32 protein-coding genes are annotated in these 24,284 nt (G+C 37.7%); 21 read left to right on the forward strand and 11 right to left on the reverse strand.

Annotated elements, in window-relative coordinates:
* Positions 1–19: 19 nt before the first annotated feature.
* The 6 genes from MS6x_RS11795 (at position 20) to MS6x_RS11820 (ending at position 3,951) form a co-directional block, all read left to right on the forward strand.
* The gene (locus tag MS6x_RS11795) at positions 20–763 is read left to right on the forward strand and encodes a head GIN domain-containing protein (RefSeq protein ID WP_482602253.1); all 744 of its coding nucleotides are present in this window, start codon (positions 20–22) and stop codon (positions 761–763) included.
* A 252-nt stretch (positions 764–1,015) separates the two neighbouring features.
* On the forward strand, positions 1,016–1,471 hold the full coding sequence (locus MS6x_RS11800; protein WP_482602255.1) for a DUF4199 family protein: 456 nt from the start codon (positions 1,016–1,018) through the stop codon (positions 1,469–1,471).
* Positions 1,472–1,568: 97 nt separating this feature from the next.
* On the forward strand, positions 1,569–2,249 hold the full coding sequence (rplU, locus tag MS6x_RS11805; RefSeq protein ID WP_482602257.1) for a 50S ribosomal protein L21: 681 nt from the start codon (positions 1,569–1,571) through the stop codon (positions 2,247–2,249).
* Positions 2,250–2,312: 63 nt separating this feature from the next.
* Entirely contained in the window at positions 2,313–2,573 is a 261-nt protein-coding gene (gene rpmA / locus MS6x_RS11810) for a 50S ribosomal protein L27 (protein ID WP_482602259.1), read from the forward strand.
* Between the two features lie 155 nt (positions 2,574–2,728).
* Complete coding sequence (locus MS6x_RS11815) at positions 2,729–3,310, forward strand: DUF3332 domain-containing protein (protein ID WP_482602261.1); 582 nt, start codon at positions 2,729–2,731, stop codon at positions 3,308–3,310.
* A 275-nt stretch (positions 3,311–3,585) separates the two neighbouring features.
* Entirely contained in the window at positions 3,586–3,951 is a 366-nt protein-coding gene (locus tag MS6x_RS11820; RefSeq protein ID WP_482602263.1) for a DoxX family protein, read from the forward strand.
* Positions 3,952–3,963: 12 nt separating this feature from the next.
* Here MS6x_RS11820 and MS6x_RS11825 read toward each other — a convergent pair whose 3' ends face one another.
* Both MS6x_RS11825 and MS6x_RS11830 read right to left on the reverse strand, forming a co-directional pair.
* On the reverse strand, positions 3,964–4,311 hold the full coding sequence (locus tag MS6x_RS11825; RefSeq protein ID WP_482602265.1) for a DoxX family protein: 348 nt from the start codon (positions 4,309–4,311) through the stop codon (positions 3,964–3,966).
* A 118-nt stretch (positions 4,312–4,429) separates the two neighbouring features.
* On the reverse strand, positions 4,430–4,951 hold the full coding sequence (locus MS6x_RS11830; RefSeq protein ID WP_482602267.1) for a 5' nucleotidase, NT5C type: 522 nt from the start codon (positions 4,949–4,951) through the stop codon (positions 4,430–4,432).
* A gap of 213 nt (positions 4,952–5,164) precedes the next feature.
* Between MS6x_RS11830 and MS6x_RS11835 the strand changes: the two genes are divergently transcribed.
* Complete coding sequence (locus MS6x_RS11835; RefSeq protein ID WP_482602269.1) at positions 5,165–5,500, forward strand: CCC motif membrane protein; 336 nt, start codon at positions 5,165–5,167, stop codon at positions 5,498–5,500.
* A gap of 48 nt (positions 5,501–5,548) precedes the next feature.
* On the opposite strand, the gene MS6x_RS11840 is transcribed toward MS6x_RS11835, so the two are convergent.
* Together MS6x_RS11840 and ahcY are read right to left on the reverse strand one after the other, a co-directional pair.
* A complete protein-coding gene (locus tag MS6x_RS11840; RefSeq protein ID WP_482602271.1) occupies positions 5,549–6,652 on the reverse strand; it encodes an SDR family oxidoreductase in 1,104 nt (367 codons plus the stop codon).
* Positions 6,653–6,721: 69 nt separating this feature from the next.
* A complete protein-coding gene (ahcY, locus tag MS6x_RS11845) occupies positions 6,722–8,038 on the reverse strand; it encodes an adenosylhomocysteinase (protein WP_482602273.1) in 1,317 nt (438 codons plus the stop codon).
* A gap of 127 nt (positions 8,039–8,165) precedes the next feature.
* On the opposite strand from ahcY, the gene MS6x_RS11850 reads away from it, so the two are divergent.
* The 9 genes from MS6x_RS11850 (at position 8,166) to MS6x_RS11890 (ending at position 16,323) form a co-directional block, all read left to right on the forward strand.
* A complete protein-coding gene (locus MS6x_RS11850; protein ID WP_482602275.1) occupies positions 8,166–8,819 on the forward strand; it encodes a 4'-phosphopantetheinyl transferase family protein in 654 nt (217 codons plus the stop codon).
* 214 nt (positions 8,820–9,033) lie between these two features.
* Positions 9,034–9,294: a YkoF family thiamine-binding protein gene (locus MS6x_RS11855; RefSeq protein ID WP_482602277.1), complete on the forward strand. Its 261-nt coding sequence runs from the start codon at positions 9,034–9,036 to the stop codon at positions 9,292–9,294.
* Positions 9,278–9,910 (forward strand): nicotinamide riboside transporter PnuC, encoded by a 633-nt coding sequence (pnuC, locus tag MS6x_RS11860; RefSeq protein WP_482602279.1) that lies wholly within the window; start codon positions 9,278–9,280, stop codon positions 9,908–9,910. The genes MS6x_RS11855 and pnuC overlap by 17 nt, the downstream gene beginning before the upstream one ends.
* Positions 9,871–10,434: an AAA family ATPase gene (locus MS6x_RS11865; protein ID WP_482602281.1), complete on the forward strand. Its 564-nt coding sequence runs from the start codon at positions 9,871–9,873 to the stop codon at positions 10,432–10,434. Before pnuC ends, MS6x_RS11865 begins: the two co-directional genes overlap by 40 nt.
* Positions 10,431–11,963, forward strand: coding sequence for a DUF4301 family protein (locus MS6x_RS11870; protein WP_482602283.1), 1,533 nt, complete (start codon positions 10,431–10,433; stop codon positions 11,961–11,963). Before MS6x_RS11865 ends, MS6x_RS11870 begins: the two co-directional genes overlap by 4 nt.
* A gap of 92 nt (positions 11,964–12,055) precedes the next feature.
* On the forward strand, positions 12,056–12,361 hold the full coding sequence (locus tag MS6x_RS11875; RefSeq protein ID WP_482602285.1) for a hypothetical protein: 306 nt from the start codon (positions 12,056–12,058) through the stop codon (positions 12,359–12,361).
* Positions 12,362–12,578: 217 nt separating this feature from the next.
* Positions 12,579–12,761: a hypothetical protein gene (locus tag MS6x_RS11880; protein WP_482602287.1), complete on the forward strand. Its 183-nt coding sequence runs from the start codon at positions 12,579–12,581 to the stop codon at positions 12,759–12,761.
* A 464-nt stretch (positions 12,762–13,225) separates the two neighbouring features.
* Positions 13,226–15,400, forward strand: coding sequence for a TonB-dependent receptor (locus MS6x_RS11885; RefSeq protein ID WP_482602289.1), 2,175 nt, complete (start codon positions 13,226–13,228; stop codon positions 15,398–15,400).
* Positions 15,401–15,414: 14 nt separating this feature from the next.
* Complete coding sequence (locus MS6x_RS11890; protein ID WP_482602291.1) at positions 15,415–16,323, forward strand: ABC transporter substrate-binding protein; 909 nt, start codon at positions 15,415–15,417, stop codon at positions 16,321–16,323.
* Here MS6x_RS11890 and MS6x_RS11895 read toward each other — a convergent pair.
* The gene (locus MS6x_RS11895; RefSeq protein WP_482602293.1) at positions 16,316–16,753 is read right to left on the reverse strand and encodes a Rieske (2Fe-2S) protein; all 438 of its coding nucleotides are present in this window, start codon (positions 16,751–16,753) and stop codon (positions 16,316–16,318) included. The genes MS6x_RS11890 and MS6x_RS11895 overlap by 8 nt on opposite strands.
* A 133-nt stretch (positions 16,754–16,886) precedes the next feature.
* On the opposite strand from MS6x_RS11895, the gene greA reads away from it, so the two are divergent.
* Together greA and MS6x_RS11905 are read left to right on the forward strand one after the other, a co-directional pair.
* Positions 16,887–17,363, forward strand: a complete 477-nt coding sequence (gene greA, locus MS6x_RS11900; protein ID WP_482602295.1) for a transcription elongation factor GreA — start codon at positions 16,887–16,889, stop codon at positions 17,361–17,363.
* Positions 17,364–17,468: 105 nt separating this feature from the next.
* Positions 17,469–17,861 carry an HIT family protein gene (locus MS6x_RS11905; RefSeq protein WP_482602297.1) on the forward strand — a complete coding sequence of 131 codons (393 nt, stop codon included), beginning with the start codon at positions 17,469–17,471 and terminating at the stop codon, positions 17,859–17,861.
* On the opposite strand, the gene MS6x_RS11910 is transcribed toward MS6x_RS11905, so the two are convergent.
* Together MS6x_RS11910 and MS6x_RS11915 are read right to left on the reverse strand one after the other, a co-directional pair.
* Entirely contained in the window at positions 17,848–18,204 is a 357-nt protein-coding gene (locus MS6x_RS11910; RefSeq protein ID WP_482602299.1) for a hypothetical protein, read from the reverse strand. The two genes, MS6x_RS11905 and MS6x_RS11910, sit on opposite strands and share 14 nt — an antisense overlap.
* A gap of 2 nt (positions 18,205–18,206) precedes the next feature.
* The gene (locus MS6x_RS11915; RefSeq protein ID WP_482602301.1) at positions 18,207–19,355 is read right to left on the reverse strand and encodes a sensor histidine kinase; all 1,149 of its coding nucleotides are present in this window, start codon (positions 19,353–19,355) and stop codon (positions 18,207–18,209) included.
* Positions 19,356–19,485: 130 nt separating this feature from the next.
* Here MS6x_RS11915 and MS6x_RS11920 point away from each other — a divergent pair, with 130 nt between their 5' ends.
* Positions 19,486–19,863: a DUF3127 domain-containing protein gene (locus MS6x_RS11920; protein ID WP_482602303.1), complete on the forward strand. Its 378-nt coding sequence runs from the start codon at positions 19,486–19,488 to the stop codon at positions 19,861–19,863.
* A gap of 143 nt (positions 19,864–20,006) precedes the next feature.
* Entirely contained in the window at positions 20,007–20,672 is a 666-nt protein-coding gene (gene aat / locus MS6x_RS11925) for a leucyl/phenylalanyl-tRNA--protein transferase (protein WP_482602305.1), read from the forward strand.
* An 11-nt stretch (positions 20,673–20,683) separates the two neighbouring features.
* On the opposite strand, the gene MS6x_RS11930 is transcribed toward aat, so the two are convergent.
* Positions 20,684–21,268, reverse strand: coding sequence for a hypothetical protein (locus MS6x_RS11930; RefSeq protein WP_482602307.1), 585 nt, complete (start codon positions 21,266–21,268; stop codon positions 20,684–20,686).
* Between the two features lie 17 nt (positions 21,269–21,285).
* On the reverse strand, positions 21,286–21,855 hold the full coding sequence (locus MS6x_RS11935; protein ID WP_482602309.1) for a DNA-3-methyladenine glycosylase I: 570 nt from the start codon (positions 21,853–21,855) through the stop codon (positions 21,286–21,288).
* 583 nt (positions 21,856–22,438) lie between these two features.
* On the opposite strand from MS6x_RS11935, the gene MS6x_RS11940 reads away from it, so the two are divergent.
* Positions 22,439–23,359 (forward strand): LysR family transcriptional regulator, encoded by a 921-nt coding sequence (locus MS6x_RS11940; protein WP_482602311.1) that lies wholly within the window; start codon positions 22,439–22,441, stop codon positions 23,357–23,359.
* Between the two features lie 2 nt (positions 23,360–23,361).
* Here the strand turns inward: MS6x_RS11940 and MS6x_RS11945 are convergent, their stop codons facing one another.
* A complete protein-coding gene (locus MS6x_RS11945) occupies positions 23,362–23,679 on the reverse strand; it encodes a hypothetical protein (RefSeq protein ID WP_482602313.1) in 318 nt (105 codons plus the stop codon).
* A 160-nt stretch (positions 23,680–23,839) separates the two neighbouring features.
* On the reverse strand, positions 23,840–24,232 hold the full coding sequence (locus MS6x_RS11950; protein ID WP_482602315.1) for a hypothetical protein: 393 nt from the start codon (positions 24,230–24,232) through the stop codon (positions 23,840–23,842).
* Between the last annotated feature and the right edge of the window lie 52 nt (positions 24,233–24,284).

Genomic DNA, 24,284 nt, shown 5'->3' on the forward strand with positions numbered 1-24,284 from the left:
AATTTTAAAAAGAGCCAAAATGAAATTAGTAAGCATTACACTTTTAGGTATATTTTTCACCATCACATCAAGCATTGCGCAGGAGCAAACTTTTCAGGTCAAGGATTTTAATAAGATTATTATAAGTCCACATGTAGAAGTAAACCTTATAGCGGGTGACGAAACTTCCGTTGTTATAGAAAATGCAAAGGTGCCTATCCATAAAATCAATGTAGGTGTAGAAGGAAGTACATTAAGGGTTTATTTGGACGGCGCAAAGACGGTTACAAAATCTGAGAGAGTTTCTTCGGATAATTGGAACGGTAAACGACCAATTTACAATGGTACTATGGTAACGGCTACGATTACTTACAAAACCTTGAAAAATCTATCGGTAAGAGGAGAGGAAATAGTGCGTTGCAAGAGCGCGCTGGACCAGGACGAACTAAAGATGACCCTTTATGGAGAAACAAAGGTATATTTAGAGGATTTGGTATTGAATGAACTAACGGTCGCTATCTATGGTTCTTCCTATTTAGAAATAGCCAAAGGGAACGTTGGGCGCCAAGTGTTCCGCGCTTACGGAGAAAGTGAAGTAAATACTATTGGCATGGGAAATAAGGAGACTAAAATTACCGCGTATGGCGAAAGTAATTTTAGGGTTAAAGTATCGGACCGTTTAAAGGTTACCTGCTACGGGGAGACAACGATCAACTATGAAGGTAGCCCGGATGTGGATAATGGAATTATAATTGGAGAGGCTAAGGTTAGAAAAATCGGATAAATATTTATGGACGAAAGTCCTAGATTGTTACAACATTTTTAACGGTAATTAACGGACAACTGCGACTCATGAGGCTTCAGTTGTTTTTTTATGCTTTTTCTGTAGCGTGTATCTCACTCTTGCCGCACATATCGCTTAATATCGTTTACATCAAAGTTTAAATCGTTTGCGCAGTTTATAGTTAAATATTGAATTTAAATTTGATTTTTAAGTTATGGAGTTATAACTTATAACGAAACCAAAAAAACAGCCATGAAAAATTTCACATTGCCAATTCGTTTTGGGATTGCCACTAGTGGTAGTCTAATTGCATATTTTCTAATTCTCTCTCTTTTGGGGTTGCATACCAACGTGTTTTTCAGTCTTTTTAATGCTGTGATAACAGGCTTTGGAATATATGAAGCTATTAAATATTATAAATTACAAGAGGGGCAATCATTTAGGTACAGCACGGGTTTTACTACAGGGTTAACCACTGGTGGTATGGCTACAATCGTTTTTACTATATTTTTTGCTTTGTATTCCACGGAGCTGAACCCAGGATTTTTAGAAATTCTATCTTCTCAGTGGGCCAGTGAATACGAAAGTTTTGAGGCCATTGTTTTCTTTGTAGTTGCCGTAATGGGTTTTAGTACCACCGTCGTTCTTACGCTTACCTTTATGCAATTATTTAAGAGCTCTAATAATCTAAAGAAAAATCAAAACTAAATTCCGAAAAAAGCCTTGTAGATTAAGCAATAAAAAGTATATTTGCAGCCGCCTTTGGAAAAAATCCACTAGGTTTTAATTATACATTTTTAACGATATGTACGCAATTGTAGAGATGGCAGGGCAGCAATTTAAAGTTGCAAAAGACCAGAAAGTGTACGTTCACCGTTTACAAACAGAAGAAGGAAAAAAGGTAACTTTTGACAATGTTCTTCTTTTGGATGATGGTACGAACGTTACTGTAGGCGCCCCAGCTATAGACGGAGCCGCTGTTGAGGCTAAAGTCATTAAGCACCTAAGAGGTGATAAAGTAATTGTCTTTCACAAGAAAAGACGTAAGGGTTACAGAAAGAAAAATGGACACCGACAGTCTTTGACTGAAATCGTAATCGAAAGTATCGTTGCGAAGGGTGCCAAGAAAACGAAGGCAGCAGAACCTAAAAAGGCTGCTCCCAAAAAAGAAACTGCGCCCAAAGCTGCAGCTCCTAAGAAAGAAGCTGCACCCAAAAAGGCTGCTGCTCCAAAGACCACTAAAGCAGATGACTTAAAAAAGGTTGAAGGGATCGGTCCTAAGATTGCAGAGACTTTAGCAGCTGCCGGAATTTCAACTTTTGCGGAATTAGCGAAAACGAAATCGGAAAAAATTGCAGAAATTATTGCGGATGTTCGTGGGAATCACGTGACGGATACCTGGCCAGCACAAGCTAAAATGGCTGCTGAAGGTAAATGGGACGAATTAAAAAAATGGCAAGACGAATTAGACGGTGGTAAGGCATAATTGCCTAGCACTATAAGTATAACTTTTTTTCCATGATAACATGGGAGTAAAAACCGTAAAAAAATGGCACATAAAAAAGGTGTAGGTAGTTCTAAAAACGGTAGGGAATCAGAATCGAAACGTTTAGGTGTGAAGATTTTTGGTGGACAAGCTGCCATCGCTGGCAACATTCTAGTAAGACAGCGAGGAACAAGACATAATCCAGGTGAAAATGTTTATGCTGGAAAAGACCACACGTTGCACGCTCGTGTAGACGGTCTGGTTAAGTTTGAAAAGAAAGCTGGTGGTAAATCTTATGTTTCCATTGAGCCTTTTGAAGCTTAGAATTAAGAACATTAATTATAAAACCCCGCCTCATGGCGGGGTTTTTTGGTTTTAGCTATTGTACGAAACCGGATAGCGTTAAGAATCCATGGTTTAGAATCAATGGGCTATTAGACAACATGCTACTTTTGGAATAATTAAAAATTTAAAGTATCATGAAAAAATCTATTGTTTGTATTACAATGTCAAGCTTACTCCTTTTTTCTAGCTGTTTAGGCTCTTTTAGTGCCTTCAATAACTTAAAAGAATGGAATCAGGAAGTATCGGACAGTAAATTCGTAAATAACCTTGTCTTTTGGGGTTTGAACATCATTCCGGTTTATGGGTTATTTTTTCTTGGTGATGCTATCATTTTTAATGTAATCGAGTTTTGGGATGGTACAAATCCCGTAGCGATGGAGGAAGGTGATGAAGAACTGCAAATGGTAGAAAAGGATGGTAATACTTTTGAAATGATAGCTACTAAAAACCGTATTGAGGTAACCGTAGTAGATGGGCCTAAAAAAGGAAATAAGATAGATTTAGTGTACAAGCCAAGTGAAAAATCATGGAATGCTGTACGACCAAATGGAGAAATTATTAAGCTGTCGTCATTCGAGGAAGGATTCTATATCGTATATATGCCAAACGGAGAAGAAGTAAAGATAAATCCATATGAATCTAGAGAACAAGGTTTGGCTGTGCTAAATGAACATTCCGATTGCTATTATCTAGAGGGAATGTTAGCTGAGAACTAAAATGTAATCAGAATAAAATAAGCACCTTTATATTGGATAAAGGTGCTTTTCTATTTTAAAATTAGTTGGATTAACGACTGAAAGAATTCATTTAATTTGTTACCCATAAGTAGTTTTTTTTAAAAAATTGTCCATCGATGTTTGATAATTTGGATATATTGGCATGATTTAATGAACGTTTTTTAAATCGTTGTCACATCAATATTTAAGCTTAGAAAAGAATTAATTAATTATTAAGGGTTAACTTTAAAGCAAGAACGCTAACTTTTACTGCTATGGAATACATCACTTTTGCATTACAACTAATTGTTGGATTAAGTATTTTAAATGTTTGGTTAATTCAGCCAACTAAAAACACGCAATGGCGTGGTGGTAATGCGACAACTATAAAAGAGGAATTTAAAGTTTACGGGTTACCGGAATGGAGTTGTTATCTTATTGGATTTTTAAAAGTGGCTCTTGCTCTGGCTCTGATTGCCGCTTTTTGGTTCCCTCAACTTCTACAACCCTCGGCTATGGGTCTTGGCCTGCTGCTAGCAGGGTCTATCTTAATGCACATCAAAATAAAGGACCCTATTAAGAAATCTTTTCCTGCCTTTTTGTTCCTATGTATTTGTGCTTATCTAGCCTTTTTTGCCTAACAAAGCGTTGACTCATAAATTTTGAAGAAGTAGTAAAGCGATATAGCCATTGACTACCGCGTACAAAAATGCCGGGGTTGATTGTAAAATAGAATCTCGGATTTTTAGGCGTACCCCAAAACCTAACAGCATTAGTAAGCTAAGTCCTAAGGCCGAAAATAGACAGACCAAAGGACTATAAAAATAGCCAAGTATAAGGCCAAGTGCTCCCGCAAGCTGTAAGGTACCCACCAGTGTTCGTTGGTCGTCAAGGCCGTAGCGTTTAAACTCAGTATTCATTCTGGGTGACAAAAAACAGCCCATTCCAAAAAAGAGAAAAGAGCACGCCGAAAAAAATATTAGGAATATCTGTAAATTCATACCTAAAGTAAAGATAGACTAACCACGGTTGATACAGGGCTCAATTATTTTAAATGCCTTCTTTCGGTGTAAAAAGCTAAATAGAAGCTCATAAATTTGTTGTTTATTCGTCTTGAGGTTACATCAGTTTCTCCGCTATTTGAAGCCACGTATCTGCCCGTTCAAATCCTCTGGTATGTACGTTGTGCGGTGAGGTAAATAATATTCCCTTGTTCTCAAAATGCTGAAGATTATAGCTTCGGTCGTCTATCAATACATCGCCATTAAGAATGTGCTTATGCCCACATAATATTCTGTTTTGCCAAGGTATAAATGGAAAATGCTCATCTAGCCATTCGCTTTTTTCCTCTAAGGAATTAGGAAATTGCATGGCAGCCGAGGCAATATAGATGTCGTGCTTTTTGGAAAGTTCCGTTAAGACCCTAATGCTGTTAGGTATAACCTTTAAATCTCTAAAAAATCCCCTTCGTCTAGCATGTTGGCGAACACTATCTTGGTGGGCTTCAGGCACCATGTGCCAAACTTCTTTTCCGGCACATGTTTCTGGCGAAAGCTGGCCGTTGAACTCGGCATTGTACATTTCTATATGCGCGCCGTAGGTGTCCGCTATTACCTCGTCCATATCCACAAATATTCTCATAGTTTTTGTTTTTATGCTAAGTTCGTAAATGCCAGTAAATTCTGGAAATTATTATAGTCTGATAATGTTGAATATTCGCTAAACCTTAATGATTCTGTTAGTAAGACTATATTTGTAGATTAGGATGTTGTCGTTTTTAGATATGGATCAACTAGATAGCAAAACTTGGAATATTTTCTATAAAATGTTTATTTTAGAGCAAACTACATACCAATGACAGTAAATAAATTACCTAATTCAAAAATAATCTACCTCCTTGCGTTACTAAGCATATTTATTTTCTGTTTTGGGGGAATAGGGCTTATACCCGCCATAATTTCTTATGTTTTAGCAATAAAATCTGAAAAATTATATATGGCCAATTCAGATTTGTATACTAATCTGGCAACAATTAAGAAAGGGAAAATTATCGCTATTATAGGTATAGTGCTTAATTTAATAATCGTTGGAATTACTATTTGGACCTTAAGTACCATAGGCTGGGATGCATGGTCCGATGAATTTGTGAGAAAATGGAATGAAGGCTTAGAAAGTGGAGGAAGTTATTAAGAGTAAAATTTTCTATTCGTTGATTTAAAATCTGCTAAAGGGCAGCAATTACCATTGCTGCCCTTTAAAGCCTTGTGTTTTTGCATATTGAATAGTATCGCCCAAGTATTCCTCTAGATTATAGGTAGGCATGGGTAAAATACTTTCGAGTACCTCGGTGTCCCATTCGCAAGGTTTAGAGGTAAGATATGGCGTTAGGTGTATGCCTATCGTATCATAATAAAATTGCTCCAACTTTGATTCAAAGCCTGAAGTGGCCGAAATTACAGTATTGGTAAGCTTAAAGTTTTTAAAATCTACCGTTTCCAAAATTTTTGAGATACCACTATTAATTTTTGTTGTTTTGGCGTGTACAATATTTAACTGTTGAATTTGGGTATCGAATACGGCTACAATTACCCTAGCTGCATAATCCGTTGGTATAATGTTCAAGCCACTTTCGGCATTTGAGGTTATCCGAATACTGTCTTCAGAGTTGTTTCTGTGGAAAAACTTAGCAAACAGATAGAAAACCATGTATTTGGAAATAAAGAAATCTGGGCTATCCATAATATTACCGCCGAGTACACTTGGCCTTAAAATTTGTACGGGAATACCCGATGCCTTACCGGCTTGTATCACATATTTTTCAGTCGCATATTTAGAAGCTTCGTAATGGTTTCTATGTGTTTTTGGTTCGTCGGACAGATAATCGTTAGTAATAAGCCCTTCCTTATTCCCTACGGAAAAAGCGGTACTGATGTAAATGAATTTGTCTATCAGCTCTTTATAGGTATAAAAAATACGTTGGGTAAACTCCAAGTTTTCCTTAAAAATTTGATGCTTTGCCTCCGGTGCGGTCGAGAGGTTTACCAATCCGGCCGAGTGTATAAAATGACTAATTCTATGGTTCCCTAAGAATCCATTAGGATGTAAAAGCATGTTTGCAGCTACGACGGTTATTTTGGCTTTTATTGCTTCGCTATTGGTTTTTATAAAATCTGGGGCAAAATTGCTTGTTAGCATTTTGGTAATCCTGCTTGATGGTGTTTTGGATTTGCGTTCCCGTACTGGTAGGTAAATCTGCTCTATATCTGCCCATTTATCTTCCAAAAGTGAGAATAGAATTCTGGAACCTAAGGTTCCGGTCGCACCTGTGAGGAGTATAATCATATACCGAAGTTAAAAAGAAAACCCTTATCTAGAGGTGAGATAAGGGTTTTATAAGTTTTTAAATAACTATTAATATCTATAATAATCTGGTTTAAACGGGCCTTCTACGGTAACACCAATATATTCTGCTTGGTAGTCTTTTAACTCTGTCAATTCTGCGCCCAAGCGCGACAGGTGTAATTTAGCCACTTTTTCGTCCAAGTGTTTTGGTAGCATATATACATCGTTCTCGTAGTTGTCCTTATGCTTCCATAGTTCTATCTGTGCCAATGTCTGGTTGGTAAAGGAGTTGCTCATTACAAAACTTGGGTGTCCTGTAGCACATCCTAGGTTTACCAATCGACCTTCGGCCAAAACAATAATATCCTTGCCGTTAACAGTGTATTTATCTACTTGCGGTTTAATTTCATCCTTGGTGGCACCATGGGTTTTGTTCAGCCAACCCATATCTATCTCATTATCAAAATGACCGATATTACAAACAATGGCTTTGTCTTTTAGAGCTTCAAAATGTTCTGCACGGATAATATCCTTGTTTCCTGTGGTAGTAATTACGATATCGGCATTACCAATCACGTTCTCCAATTTTTTTACTTCAAAACCGTCCATACAAGCCTGTAAGGCACAAATGGGGTCAATCTCCGTAACAGTTACTATAGAACCAGCTCCCTTAAAAGATGCCGCGGTACCTTTCCCCACATCGCCGTAGCCTGCAACTACAACTTTTTTGCCGGCCAACATGGTATCTGTTGCCCTTCGGATAGCATCTACCGCACTCTCGCGACAACCGTATTTATTATCGAATTTGGATTTAGTAACAGAATCATTAACATTGATTGCAGGCATAGGTAAAGTGCCATTTTTTACGCGCTCGTACAATCTATGGACTCCCGTAGTTGTTTCTTCGGATAGTCCGTTTATACCTGCGGCCAGTTCAGGATACCTGTCCAATACCATATTGGTCAAATCGCCACCATCGTCCAAAATCATGTTCAAAGGCTTACGGTCTTCGCCAAAAAATAAGGTTTGTTCAATACACCAGTCAAACTCTTCTTCGTTCATTCCTTTCCAGGCATAAACTGCTATTCCTGCATCTGCCATTGCCGCAGCAGCTTGATCTTGTGTAGAAAAAATGTTACAAGAACTCCAAGTTACCTCTGCTCCCAAGGCTACCAATGTTTCTATTAGTACCGCTGTTTGTATGGTCATGTGAAGGCAACCTGCGATACGTGCCCCTTTTAAGGGTTGCTCGTTATGGTACTCTTCACGTAAAGCCATTAATCCTGGCATTTCCGCTTCTGCTAAATTAATTTCTTTACGCCCCCATCCAGCTAAACTAATATCTTTAACTTTGAAAGGTACGAATGGAATAGTTTTGGTGCTCATATTTTATTTGTTTTATCTTTAACTCTTAAGTATAATTGCTTTAAATCTATAAAAAGGAGAGGGCAAAAGTGCCATTTCGCATCTCTAAATTTACTGATGCGAAAGTACAAAAAAGACAAGAAATGTCATGCCGTTACACAAAACAATAGCTGTAAGTCATTATATATCCGTTGTAATTTGGAAGGTAGAGGAAACTGAGGAACAACTAGCATCAGGTATACAATTAAGTCAGCATTGCCAAACTCGTTTCAATGGCATGAAATCCGAAATGCATCGAAGGGCATTTTTGAGCATACGACATTTATTGGCTATTTATGGATATGTTGACCAAGATTTGTTCTATAATGAAGCAGGGAAACCTCATCTAAAGGACGGCACTCATATTTCTATTACCCATTCCCATAATTTTACGGCTATTATTATTGGTAAACGAGATGAGGTAGGTATCGATATTGAGAAGCAACGGGATAAAATTCTAAGAATAGCCCATAAATTTACCCCTGTACATGAATATAGAACCTTGGCTAATACCGAAGCTGTGGTGCGAAAACTGACCATAGTTTGGGGCGCAAAGGAATCCCTATATAAAATTTATGGCCAAAAGGGACTTAGTTTTTTACAACACATAAACGTCAGTGATTTCTTATTTGATGATGCACAAACCACAGCCATAATCCAGTATGAAGGCGGTACGGCTACCTACCATATTTCTTTTTTGGAGTTTGAAGGCTTTACCTGTGTGTATGCGTTTGGGGTGGATGTAGCTGAATTTGAAAACTAAACAGGTTATGGGAACAAAGAATCTAGAGAAGAATTTCTGAAAATAAATAGGATTAACGAACTAAGAAAAAGATTTTCTAAAATTAGTTTTGCGATAAAAATAGAATGCAGAACATTTAAATTCAGAAAGTATAAATTCCTTAAACCTTAAACCTTAAACCTTAAACCTTAAACCTTAAACCTTAAACCTTAAACCTTAAACCTTAAACCTTATAATGAACATATCCGTAGAACTAACATTTTCTCCCTTACAGGACGATTTTGAGGAACACATTATCAATTTTATCAAAAAATTGAGAGCTTCAGGACTAATTATTCTCGAAAACCCCCTAAGTACCCAGGTTTACGGCGACTATGACACGGTCATGAAAGTACTCCAATCCGAAATAAAAATAGCGTTCGAGTTAATGGACAAAGGCTTGTTGTACATGAAACTGGTAAAATCCGATAGGAGCGACTATGAACCCCATTTCTGATTTTTTTCTAGACCCTTACAAAACTAAGGAAACCTATATTATTGTATTGGAGGCCATAGTCTTTGTCTTTGGTATACTGAGTGTTTGGTTCGCCAAAAAGGAAAATATTTGGGTGTACCCTACGGGACTTATCGCTACGATACTTACGGTTTATCTTTTGTTTAGGGACGGACTTATGGGAGACATGACGATGAATTTCTATTTTTCCATTATGAGTATCTACGGCTGGTGGAACTGGTCGCGCACCAAAAACAGTAAGAAACTGGTGCAGATTTCAAGAACTACGACAAGGGAAAAAGGGATTGGTTTTGTACTTTTTACATTCACTATGTTGGTCACTTATGGTGTGTATACTGTATTTGATGTTGAAGTCACAACCAGTAATTACATCGATATATTTACTTCGGGCATCTTTTTTACGGCAATGTGGTATATGGCACTTAAAAAATTGGAAAATTGGACATTATGGATATTCGCGGATATCATTACCGTGCCATTGTATGCCTATAGAGGTTGGGGTATGCTTTCCCTGCAATACCTTATATTTACAATTCTCGCCATACAGGCCTATTTCGCATGGAAGAAAAGTATAGACAACAACCTTCAGACATTATAAAGGTGGTTCTTTTTGGACCCGAATCTACCGGAAAAACAACATTGTCAGAACAATTGGCACGGCATTACCATACCGTTTGGGTGCCGGAATATGCCCGCGAATACCTACAGCGAAAATGGAATAATGAACGCAAGACCTGTGAACCCCATGATCTGTTGCCCATTGCGGAGGGACAGATGAAACTGGAAAACGACTTGACCAAAAAAGCTACGAATTTGCTCGTTTGCGATACCGATCTCTTGGAAACCAAGGTATATTCCGAAGCCTATTATATTGGAATTTGCGACCCAATTTTAGAGAAATATGCTTTAGAAAACACCTATGACCTATATTTTCTTACATATATAGATATCCCTTGGGAGGCAGATGATTTAAGGGACAAGCCTGGTGAAAGAGAAGAAATGTTTTCTTATTTTCAAAAAACATTGGAGAAATACAATCGCAATTTTATTATCTTAAAGGGCGATAAAAAAAAGCGTTTACATACCGCTATCGAACACATAGAAAAGCTACTTAAAAAATGATGGAACTCACCGAAAAAGATAAAGAACAACTGGCTGCCAAAGGAATTAGCGCTAAAAAAGTAGAAGGGCAAATAGCAACTTTTAAAGAGGGTATTCCCTTTGTAGAACTCAAAAGAGCTGCCGTTGTAGGAGATGGAATTTATAAGTTTTCCGAAGTAGAAGAAAAGGAGCTGGTAGCTACTTATGATAAAAATTTAAAAAAATTGGACGTTCTTAAATTTGTACCGGCCTCGGGAGCCGCTTCTCGCATGTTCAAGGCGTTGTTCAATTTTTTAGAGGCTTATAATCCAAAGAACGAAACTTTAGAAGCCTATTTGGAAAGAACGAATGACAAGGATATCAAGGTTTTTGCGAACGGGTTGGAAAAGTTTGCTTTTTATGCCGATGTCAAAAGTCGCTTAAAGACAGACGGCCTTAGCAAGGGTAGCAAAGTACATGCCTTTGTAAACGAACTTTTGGATGAAAATGCACTGAATTACGGATTTTACCCTAAAGGGCTATTGCCTTTTCATAAATACGGAAGTGAAACTGTAACCCCTTTTCAAGAACATTTAAAGGAGGGTGCCTTGTATGCTAGTTCCCAAGGAAAATCGCTATTGCATTTCACTATATCCGAACAGCACGAGGCCATGTTTAATTTTGAACTGAATGACATACGCGAAAAGATATCCGAGGAAACACAAACCGATTTCCATGTAGCATATTCCTTCCAAAAATCGGCTACGGATACTATAGCAGTGGATATGGATAATAATCCATTTCGAAATCCGGATGGTACACTACTATTTCGTCCAGGAGGTCACGGGGCGCTTATAGAGAATTTAAATGACCAAGATGCAGATATTATTTTTATTAAAAATATTGATAATGTAGCAGTTAGCCGTGATGTGGATGCAGTGGCACAAAGTAAAAAAATATTGGCCGGTGTACTTTTAGATGTTCAAAATAAGACCTTTGCCTATATCAGGACATTGGAGAATAAAACCACCGAAGCCTTTAGTGAAATAAAGCAGTTTTTGGAAACAAAGTTGAATGCCAGATTGCCGGAGGGATATCAAAAGATGTCAGCTGAAAATCAAAAAGAAGCGCTTTTGTCAAAACTTAAACGTCCCATTCGTGTTTGTGGAATGGTAAAGAACGAAGGGGAACCAGGCGGAGGCCCGTTTTGGATTATCAATGCCAAAGGAGATCTTTCCTTACAGATTATAGAGTCTGCCCAAATAGATATGGCAAATACGGAGCAAGTTGCTATTCTAAAAAATTCGACTCACTTTAATCCCGTAGATTTGGTTTGTGGCGTTCGTAATCATAAAGGTGAAAAGTATAATTTATTGGATTTTGTAGATCATAAGCAAGGTTTTATTACCGGTAAAACAAAGGACGGTAAGGAATTAAAAGCCTTGGAACTTCCGGGACTTTGGAACGGAGCCATGGCCTATTGGAACACAATTTTTGTTGAGGTTCCTTTGGTAACGTTCAATCCTGTAAAAACGGTCAACGACTTGTTGAAGCCATCTCATCAAGGATAAATCAAATTATTTTTGCTCTGGTCTAAAATCCAAAATCATTTTTCTTCCGTAAATAAATCACGATACAAATAGTAACGATGAAATTTTATAGTATGAAAAAATACATAGTAGTTGGACTTATGGTAATTGGAACAATGGTTGCCGCAAAAGCGAGCGAACCTATAAATCTCATAAGTAATGAAGTGCTATTCTTGACTGCAGAAGAGTTCAAAAAGGTTAATTCAAAAGAATTGACCCCAAGGATAGTAGAGGAGTTGATAAAAGAATATCCAACGTCCAAACTAGGTGGGGTATATAAAAACGATAAAGGGGAATTTAAGCTTATTATGGTTTTGAAGAGTGGTACCAGAAGAACAGTGTATATAGATTCGAATGGTAACTGGTTCAATAGAAGGTAGTTAATTTAAAGAATTTAAAAAAAAGCCGCTTTTTAGCGGTTTTTTTATTCTCAAAAGTGACTTTTTAAAAATACCGGTGTCTTAAACAATAGAACACAAGAAGTTAAAATATGATATCTATAGTATTTACGGCAATAGGCATTCTAGTCTTTGTAACCTCTCTTTGTGTGATGGCCAAGATTTATTTGGAAAAGAATTAAGATTAATATTACGAAGCATGAATGAAATTATAAAATCAATTGTTTTAGGAGTATTGACCGTTACAATCTGGTTATTTGCCTCCGTAATATTAAATGATATCGGAAATACGGATTCCTCTGGAAATGAAAGTATTAAAGAACAAACAACCTTCGTGGAAACACTAACCATTGACTATGAAGGCGACACCAGAAAAATTTAAAACTTTAACCCCCGTTCAAATACTTTCGTTTGATAGTGTTTATTATGACGTAACAAAGTTTTAAGACTGATTTTTTTTGGTTGGTTGTGAGGGAGTTACTTCGGTAACTCCTTTACTTTTTTAATTGTTATGTATTTTTTTCTTTTATAGTATGAAAGATTAAAAATGTGTATTACATTTGCGACATCTCAAAGGGGTGCTAAGTCCCGAACAAGAATCAGGCTGGTCCTGAAACGAGTTCAGGACGAAGCTGAGATTATACCCAAAGAACCTGGGCAGTTAATGCTGCCAAGGGACAGACGAATACAAAGGTCTGGTAGACCTTTGTATGAGGAGTGAGATGGTGCGCTGGCTAAGGTTTAATTTTGCACCATGTCTCAAGTAGGGTAGCGTAATTGCTAACAAAAATCAAACTTTAATTTAGAATAATAGCCCCTTTTATTCGTAACTAAATTGTAGTACGAATGAAGCTATCTATTTTTACAATTGCCGCAGCTCTTGCGATGAACATGGGGCTACAGGCCCAACAACAACCAACGGATTCTTTACAGGGTAAAAAAGTAGACTTGGACGAGGTCTTTGTCTCTGCCATACGAGTTACAAAGGCATCTCCCGTTACCTTTTCAAATCTTACCAAAGAAGAGATTGCACCCAGAAATCTTGGGCAAGACATTCCCATTTTAATGAACTTTCTACCCTCTGTAGTCACTACCTCCGATGCGGGTGCCGGAGTCGGCTATACTGGAATACGTGTACGTGGTAGTGATGCAACTAGAGTTAACGTAACCATTAATGGAATTCCATATAACGATGCAGAATCCCAGGGAACGTTTTGGGTAAACATGCCCGATTTTGCCTCATCAACGGAGAGTTTGCAGTTACAACGTGGCGTAGGTACATCCACAAACGGTGCAGGAGCTTTTGGTGCGAGTCTAAATTTGTTAACCGATGGTTTTTCGGAGAATGCCTACGCTCAAGTAGGATCTTCTATAGGTAGTTTTAATACCATGCGCAACAACATAAAGTTTAGTACAGGGATGTTGAACAATTACGTTGAAATTTCAGGGCGTTTGTCCCAGTTGAATTCTGACGGGTATATCGATCGGGCACGTGCCGATATGGATTCCTACTTTCTGCAAGGTGCCTATAAAGATGACAATACAGTTATAAAGGCATTACTTTTTGGCGGACATGAAATTACCTACCAAGCTTGGTATGGTATTGATGTGGAAACATTGGAGCGAGATAGGACTTTTAACCCGTCCGGGATCTACACCGACGAGAATGGAGTCACACAATTCTATGATAACGAGGTAGATAACTACAAACAAGACCATGCCCAACTGTTATGGAACGAGCAAATAAGTGCCTATTGGAGTACTAACATTGCTTTGCATTATACTAGAGGTAGAGGCTTTTTTGAACAATTTAGGGAAGATGACGATTTTGCCACTTATGGTTTTGAACCGCTTACCGTAAATGGAGCCGAGGTAAACACAACGGATCTTATCCGTAGAAGATGGCTAGATAATGATTTCTACGGCACGGTCTTTTCTGCCAATTATAAAAGGGATAAGCTAGACCTGATCATGGGTGGTGGTTGGAATAAATACGAAGGCGATCATTTTGGGGAGGTCATATGGGCACGTTTTGCCAGCGACAGTGAAATTAGAGACCGCTATTACGAGGATAACTCTGTAAAGACCGACTTTAATTTTTACACCAAAGCCAATTATCGGTTGGACGAACAATGGTCATTTTATGGAGATTTGCAGTACAGGACCGTTGGATATCAGGCCAATGCTATTGAGACCGGTCTGGTAGACGATACCTTCAACTTTTTTAACCCAAAAGCGGGTTTAACTTTTGATTTGAACCGGAACAATAATTTATATTTTTCTTATGCCATAGCCAATAGGGAGCCCAATAGGAACGATTACGAAGGTGGTAATCCTAAACCAGAACGGTTACAGGATTACGAGCTGGGCTGGCGCTATGTTTCCCCAAGTGTACAGGTAAATACCAACATGTACTATATGCAATACCAAGATCAGTTGGTTCTTACCGGTGCACTAAATGATGTAGGTGCACCTCTGCGCGAAAATGTGGGCGATAGCTATCGATTAGGTCTGGAAATAGATGCGAACATAAGTCTTGGAGACAAGTTTGCCCTAAGACCCAATGCAGCATTGAGCATCAACCAGAACAGGGACTTTGTTTTTGAACGGGATGGGGAACTAGAAGAATTGGGAAATACCAATATTGCGTTTTCGCCAAATTTGGTATTGGGAAATATCTTTGTTTACAGTCCTACTGCAAACTTTCAGATGTCATTGTTATCCAAATATGTGGGAAAACAATATATGGGAAATATAGATTCTGACACCTCCGTTCTCGATGCCTATTCCCAAACCGATTTCAACATCCAGTACGAACTAAAATGCAATGGATTTTTAAAAAGCATTGTGTTTTCTGGTCTGGTCAATAATATTTTTGATGCAAAATTTGAATCAAACGGGTATTTTTTTACGTTCGACGATGATTTTTCAACGCCAAATACTATAACAACGATAGAAGGGGCAGGATTCTATCCACAGGCAGGTACTAATTTCTTGTTGGGTGCCATCCTTAATTTCTAAACAAAACAAAAATTATGGAGGAATTTAGGATTGCGTTGGATTGGACTGCAAATACGAACCATACCGGTTTTTATGTGGCCAAAGAAAAAGGCTTTTATGCAGAGCTGGGACTGGAAGTTGATTTGACTACTCCAGATAGGGATGATTATGCAGTAACTCCCGCTAAAAAAGTAGAACTGGGACAGGCAGATATGGCACTTTGTCCTTTTGAAAGCGTTGTCAGTTACCGTTCTAAAACCAATGTATTTGATGCTGTGGCAATCGCTACTATTTTTCAGGAAGATGTGAGCGCCATTGCAAGTTTGGACATTAGCGAAATTAAACGTCCAGCCGATTTGGATGGCAAGGTATACGCTTCCTACAAAGCGCGTTATGAAGATGAAATAGTGCGAAAAATGATACAGAACGATGGTGCTAGTGGCGATTTTAAAATAACGTATCCACAAAAGTTGGGTATTTGGAATACTATTTTAACGGGGAAGTCCCACGCTACTTGGATTTTTAGAAACTGGGAAGGAATACAGGCCAAAAATGAAGGCATCGCCTTGAACCTTTTTAAAATGGCGGACTACGGAATACCCTATGGGTACTCCCCAATAATACTTGCCAGCGAAAAAGAGGTAGACGAACGAAAGGATGCCTATACCCGTTTTCTGGCAGCTACTAAAAAAGGCTATTTATTTGCCCAAGAAAACCCGGCAGAAGCGGTCTCCTGTTTTACCCCTTTTGTAGCGGAACAGGACAAGAGTATCAATTTACTGCAAAGTCAGCTATTTACGTCTCCTTTTTATGGTACTGCTGAGAATTGGGGTGTTTTGGATAAGCAAAAAGTTAAAGAGTACTTGGATTGGTTGTTAGAAAGCAAGTTGGAGGAGCAGCCTTTTAGGGCAGCCGAGTTGGTGGTTTTTGGTTTGGTTAATTAGAAATCCGAACAGAATTTCCTCCAAAATTAGCTCTATATTCTAACATGTCGTAATAACGGTTGCCGTCGTCCGGTCTGTTTAACTGTTGGCCTGTAAACAAACTGTATTCATAGTCTTCGCAAGCGCAGGTGGCTACTTGGCCGGTAAAGGACATGGTAGAGCACTCGTTAGGAACGTGGTTGGGGCAACTGGCCTCAAAAGCACGGTATTGGTTAAAACCGGTATTGATGACAAACACACCTCGTGTTCCAACACCGTCTTGCCGTATTAATATCGCAGTTCCTGTATTTGTAAGCGGACTGTACAGCGGAAGTCTTAAGTTGAGTTCAAAACTAAAACCTATCTCCTGTAAGTACGGATTTCTATTCGTTCTTTCATCATCGCAGGCACATAAAAGACCTATAACCAAAAGGAATAAAATACGTTTCATTTGTAACTATGGTTTTAACAAATTCGAAGCAAAATTGCGTAAAAAATATGTATATTTGCGTTAAATCCTCTTTAAAAACGCCTGTGAATAAGGCATATACGGAGGATTTTTTTATTTATTAAATATTGTTGTCATGAGTAACGTATCTTACTACACTGCAGAAGGGCTTAAAAAGTTAAAAGCGGAACTAAATCAGTTACGGGATATTGAACGCCCAAAGGCCTCACAGGCTATTGCCGAAGCCCGAGACAAGGGAGATCTTTCCGAAAATGCGGAATACGACGCCGCCAAAGAGGCACAGGGGCTTTTGGAGATGAAAATCTCTAAAATGGAGGCCGTTGTTGCCAATGCCAGATTAATAGACGAATCCCAATTGGATACCTCCAAGGTGTTGGTCTTGTCTACCGTAAAACTTAAAAACCAGAATAACGGTATGGAAGTAAAATACAAACTGGTTGCCGAAAGCGAGTCGGATATAAAGACGGGCAAGATATCTGTTAGCTCTCCTATTGGTAAAGGATTATTGGGTAAAAAAGTAGGCGAGGTAGCAGAAATTGCCGTTCCTAGCGGTACTTTAAAATTAGAGATTATAGAAATCACAAGAGAATAATAAATTTTAATACGGTATATTTAATCCCATTCAAAATTGAATGGGATTTTTAGTTTTAAACATTCACCTTCTTTTTTAGACTCGAAACCTGAAAACCCTTACCCTATGCCAACCATTTTCACAAAAATTATAAACGGAGAAATACCTTGTTACAAGATTGCAGAGGATGATGACTTTTTTGCCTTCTTGGATAGTAACCCGAACGCCAAAGGGCATACTTTATGTATTCCTAAAATTGAAGTAGACAAAATTTTGGATATGGAAGAAGATCATTTTATAGGATTAATGGCTTTTTCTAGAAAGGTGGGTAAGGCTATCGGTGCGGCCATTGATTGTAAGCGTGTAGGTATTACTGTTATTGGGCTTGAGGTTCCGCATGCACATGTGCACTTAATTCCGTTACATACGATGGAAGATGCTAGATTTCAGCATAAGGAAATACTTACGCCCGAGGAATTCGAAGCAATAGCAGCAAGTATTCGCACTAATATTCAATAGGACCTGCTAAGAAAATATAAATAGCACCGGCGACCAAGGTTATCAATAGCAATAGTAGTACATAAAAGAAAACGGTCGCTTTTGACGATTTTGGCTCCGGGACTACCGTTTTTTGATAATAGCTGAACATCCGTTCTATATCCTCTGTCCAACTTACAGGATAGATATTGCATTTGCATTTGTTGCAGACCAATTTATTTGAAACCTCCGAAGTAGTTTTGTGAAAAAAACGGCCGTAGGTGTGTTTTTGAAAAAAGGTAAGGGTTAAGTCCTGATTGAAACACTCTGGACAGTTATTGGTGAGGCCGGCCTCCTTTATAACTACTAACTTTTCTTTTGCCATGATTATGCTGCTACTTTTAGGGATATCTGCATTATTGTGCCCTCTTTGCCCGACGAAAGTACTTTTATTTTTCCATTATGGTATTCTTCAACTATTCTTTTAACAAGAGATAAGCCTAATCCCCAACCTCTTTTTTTTGACGTTACCCCTGGATTAAAGATTGTGGCGTAATTACTTTTTGAAATTCCGGAACCTGTATCCGCTATAAGGATATTTACAAATTTCCCATCGGGAACAATCTCAATAACAATGCTGCCTTTACCTCTCATAGCATCTATTCCGTTTTTAACGAGATTCTCTATAGTCCAATTATATAAAGAACTATTAAGTAGTACCGGCAGGGTTTCTATTTTACTGGTGAAGGAAAAATGGATGAGCTTGGAACTACGTTTTTTTAAGTACTCATAGGCTTTTTCGGTTTCATCAACAATGTCCAATTTGTCCAGCTTAGGTAAGGAGCCAATCTTAGAGAAACGCTCTGTAATGGTTTGTAAACGATCAATATCTTTTTCTATCTCTTTGGTGATGTCAGGATTTATGTGTTCCGTCTTTAATAACTCGTTCCACCCCAACAAGGATGATAAAGGCGTGCCTATTTGGTGAGCGGTTTCTTTTGCCATACCTGCCCATAGCTTATTCTGCTCCGAAGATTTGTTGGTCTTAAAGAGGAAATAAATGACCGTACCGAACAATAAAATAATTAATAAAAGAGCAATGGGGTAATATTTTAATTTGTTAAGCACTTCGGAATTCCCATAATATAAGGTAGCCAAATGTTCGCCTTGCTGATCTACTGAAATAGGTGTGTTCTCGCTTCGGAATTGTTTTAATTTTTTTTGAATATAAATAGAGTCCGTTGCTTTTTCTTTTGGAATGTTGTTTACGCGAATAGAACTGTCCTTGTTGATTAAGATCATCGGAGTTGAGCTGTTGTTTTGGAAGACGCGAAGATGAAGGTTTCCAAGCTCCACGTTTTCGGAGGATTGCAAGAATTCCGACTGTGCTGTAGCCCAGATTTCCATTTTAAGACGCTCTTCTTCTTTAAAGGTTTTGAAAAAGCTATTGGTGTTCCAAAGAATAAGGCTAACCACCACAAAAGACCCAATAAGAAGAAAAATGTTCGAGGTCTTGCTTTTAGGGTTAAATTTCATTCCATTGTTTTCTAGTAATAAAGATAACCCAAATTGTAAATAATTGTTGTGTTGTATTCCTATGTGTTAGTTTTATAAACGCGTCATTTTATGTACTTTTGATTTAAGATTGAATAAAAGAGCATTTAAGATGGAATTAGAAGGTAAAGTAAAGTTAGTTGGAGAGACCAAGACTTTTGGTAACAACGGATTTAGAAAAAGAGAATTGGTCATCACAACAGATGAGCAATACCCACAACATATTTTGATAGAGTTTGTACAGGATAAATGTGAATTGTTGAACAATTGTGGTGTTGGACAAGATGTAAAAGTGGGGATTAACGTACGAGGAAGGGAATGGACCAACCCACAGGGAGAGGTTAAGTATTTCAACTCTATTCAAGGATGGCGCATAGAGACGTTGCAACAACAGGCTCCGGCAGCCGGAATGCCTCCTGTGCCTCCTATGGAAGCATTTGAACCGGCAGATAATCTAAACGAAGAAGACCATGACGACCTTCCTTTTTAACAGGAGGACTATGGATTATTGATAATTATAGATTTTTTAAATTTATTATCATTCGTTTGAAACATGAAACTTGTTTGACTTAAAAAAGTTGAACAAGTTTTTTCTTTTTTTTTGCTTTTGATTACATTGTACAATAAAACCTTGTGAACGAACGAAATCAAAATACCTCTGTTGTGTTTCTTTCGGATAGACTAGCTTTCCCTGATGTAAATCAGGCGAATGATGAAGGTCTTTTGGCCGTTGGTGGAGATCTTTCGCCAGAACGGCTTTTATTAGCCTATCAAAAAGGGATTTTTCCGTGGTTCAATGAAGATTCCTTAATTCTTTGGTGGAGTCCGGATCCGCGAATGGTACTTTTTCCAGAAAATATCAAAGTTTCTAAAAGCATGCGGAAAGTATTGCGGGACCAAAAGTTTAGGTTAACCACAAACACCTGTTTTGATACTGTAATGAAATATTGTTCCACAGTAAAGCGCGTGGACCAAGAGGGAACATGGATTACCGATGAAATGAAAAATGCGTACATAAAGCTTCATAAGTTGGGATTTGCCAAATCTTACGAAGTATGGGAGGGCGATAGTTTGGTAGGTGGATTGTATGGAGTAGATCTAGGTGCCGTTTTTTGTGGCGAAAGTATGTTTAGTTTGCAGCCCAACGCCTCTAAATTTGCATTTATAAAACTTGCACAGGAACTAAAAGAGAAAAATTATCGGGTTATTGATTGCCAGATGTATACAGATCATTTAGCAAGCTTGGGAGCAGTCGAAATCTCCAGAAACGAGTTTATTGGTATTCTTAACGACAACTAACAAAGTTTTTATTAGTAAAGAACATGGTCATAGTTTGGTGGCAACCTTTGGCTGATAGCTTTAAACTTTCCCTCCGCATCAAATAGAACCTCGTAGTCAATCTTTTGCTTTGTCTTTTTACCTGTAATTATAAAATTATACCGCAGATCGGGCAGGAGTAAATTTTGAAACGCATTTCGTAATGTTTTTTCTAAGGATTCCGTTTCGGTAGTTTGGTATTGTTGTCTAATCTCTTTTACCTTGTAGGTAGTGAAGCTAGCATTAAGGTAATTTTCAATTGTGGCGTACGCATCGGATGGTATATCTAGCGGTCGTATGATTATTTCGATATTTATAAGCGAACCAACATTATCAAAATTCATGAAATACCAAAGTCTATCTTTTTTGAATTTTGTGCTGTACCTATTCTCTGAAGTATCCTTTTCCTTATAATATCGGAGACGTTTGGCATTTTCTATAGAATCTTCCAAAAGTTTAAGGGACGCAATTGGCATTTGATTTTTCCTAATTCTATGTGCTCTTTCATAGGTGTCCTGAGAACTACAATAGTTGGCGCATAAAATCAGTGTTATGAGAATTAATAACCTAGTTTTCATTTCGTTGGAGTTTTTGACTAAGAAGCTACTTCGTTATACCTAAAGCAACTTGTTTCGTGATCATTTACCATTCCTGTTGCTTGCATGTGCGCGTAAATAACAGTACTTCCTACAAATTTAAACCCCTTTTTCTTAAGGTCTTTGCTTAGGTTGTCTGAAATAGGGGTATTTGCCGGAGCTTCCTTGTAGTCGGCAATGGTATTCTTAATAGTTTCGTGGTTTACAAAGCCCCAGATATAGTCGCTAAAACTCCCGTAGGTTTTTTGTATTCGGATAAACGCTTGAGCATTTGTGACGGTTGCATTTACTTTAAGTTTATTCCTTATGATTCCTTTGTCCTGCAAAAGCGCTTCTATTTTTCTTTGGTCGTAACTTGCTATCTTGGTATAATCAAAGTTGTCAAAGGCTTTCCTGAAATTTTCCCGCTTTTTGAGTACGGTTATCCAACTGAGGCCGGCTTGAAAAGTTTCAAGTATTAAAAATTCAAAAATTGTAGCATCGTCCTTTACTGGCACACCCCATTCTTCATCATGATACGCTTCGTAAAGAGAATCTCCCTTGCACCATCCACATCTATTTTTATCCATAATTTATTTTAAGGAACCTAAAGATAAGCCAATAACAATAACGACGTTTTTTTGATAACTAAAAGTATAGTGTCTAGTCGTTTGATCGTTGTGTTAAATTGTTAGGTAAAACAATAGTATAGCTGATGCTCCTTGTACTATGTAATCTTAGTAAACCACATATGTTTTGATTGTGGTACCATAAATGGATTTTTACTTTCTTAATGAAATTTTTAGGTTTAATGTGGCACCTATTTCCGTAATCCTATGAAAGGGCTTTAGCTATTGTTTTTTCGCATTCAGATTCTACCGTTCTCCTGTTGGGATAATTGGTGTTCGCCTTAGAAAATCTTTCGCTTAAGAATAGCGTTCGGAGTTGCTGAGAATTTAATTTTTCTTCAATTAGAGATGTTACCACATCGTTAGGTTTTGATACGTTTAATCCTCCTTCTGCCCGTTGAATTTTTGTATTGATTTTTTGTTGATTTTCGCTTTAGCTTTTTTAGGACTGTATTTCGTATAAGTTTAGTTATACAAAAAAATCCGGTGCTATTTAGTAATCGATTTTTGTTTATATTTATCTTGTAGAATATAAAAAATATTTATGAATTATACCTTGCATCAATTACAAGTATTCTTGAAGGTTACCGAAAAGGAGAGTATTACAAAAGCTGCAGAAGAACTTTTTTTGACACAACCTGCTGTATCGATTCAATTAAGGAATTTTCAGGATCAGTTTTCTATTCCTCTTACGGAGGTAGTTGGCCGAAAACTTTATGTGACCGATTTTGGTAAGGAAATTGCCGAAGCGGCAGAAAAAATTATAAATCAGGTCTATGCTATCAACTTTAAGTCTTTGGCTTATGAAGGACGGCTGTCAGGTAAACTCAAAATTTCAATTGTATCTACAGGACAGTATGTGATGCCGTATTTTTTAAGCGATTTTATAAACCATAATTCTGGGGTGGAATTGGTAATGGATGTCACTAACAAATCTAAGGTCGTTAGGTCCTTGGAGCGCAATGAAGTAGATTTTGCCTTGGTGTCTGTGGTCCCTGATCATCTAAAGGTAAGCTGTGTAGCCCTCATGGAAAACAAACTTTTTCTTGTAGGAAGCACGAAAAGTGAGATGAAGCCTAAAATAACCAAGAAAATTTTTGAACAACTACCATTAATTTACAGGGAGCAAGGATCGGCAACGAGAAATGCAATGGAGGCGTTTATCAAGAAAAACAAGTTGCCAGCGTCAAAGAAAATAGAGTTAACCTCAAATGAGGCTGTAAAACAGGCTGTAATTTCTGGGCTAGGTTTTTCTATAATGCCATTGATAGGAATAAAGAGCGAACTTTTGAACAAAGAATTACAAATTATGGAGGTGATGGGTCTTCCTATTAGCACTACCTGGAATTTAGTATGGCTTTCTGCAAAAAAATTATCTCCTGCTGCAACAGCATTTTTACATTATACAAAAAAAGAAAAGGAACATATTATTTCAGAGCATTTTAGCTGGGTGAACACGATTTGAAATTATACTTTGGCCGTATTCTCACGAAGTAATTGAGCCAGTTCTTCATCCATGTAGATGATAGGGACAGCATATAACATAGGCATATTTTCAAAAAAATGTTTTTTAAGTTCCTTGTTTATGGCGGTAAAAAGCAGCCCCTTGGTTTTGCCTATGATGAGCGTTCTAGATTCACTAATTAATTTGCCACTTTCCGTTTTTCTCTGATAAATAGTTTTTTCGGAAACGGCAGCTTGCAATAGTAGCTTTTTGTCCATTAATAAATTGATTATTTCAAGAGCCTGAGTGCGGTCGGTTGCCATTATGTGTGCAAGTATCATCCTTTTGTTTTTTGGTAAAACAATAGCAGCGGGTTTTTAAGGTTGTTAGGCGTTGTAAAATGTTCAAGTAACAAGGGGTATAGCAAACTGTATTTTCTAAAACTAGTCTTGATTTTTTATTTTACTGCCTTATTTCATTGATTTGTTTTACGATAGTTGGCTATAAGGTTTTGGTGTTTATGGGTTGTATTTTGTTATTCTTAAGATAGCGAACTGGGGTAAGTTTTGCTTTTATGCTAGGGTATAAATTGAAAAAGTTATCGCCATCTTCGCGTCTAAGGACTACACGCTGGGTGCCATCTGAGGCTATGTCCAAACTATCTACAATAAGTTTGCTGCCAAAAATATTAAAATAGTTGCCAATACCGTCCAAATCATTGAGACCACCTATGATTATTGTAGATTCCTTTAAAGGAAAACTAGTTTCATTGGTATCGTCCCAAGCGCTATAAATCGATGACTGTCTATGTTCAAATGATAAATGAAATAGCTCTTGTGCTCCACCTAAAAAAGGAGAGAGAAGTAATGCGAGTAAAAGTATTTCTTTGTTCATAGTTGTCTTAATTTTAAATCATAGTCATTAAATATACTATCATTAAGTAGAA

The organism is Maribacter sp. MS6 (genome assembly GCF_056839185.1).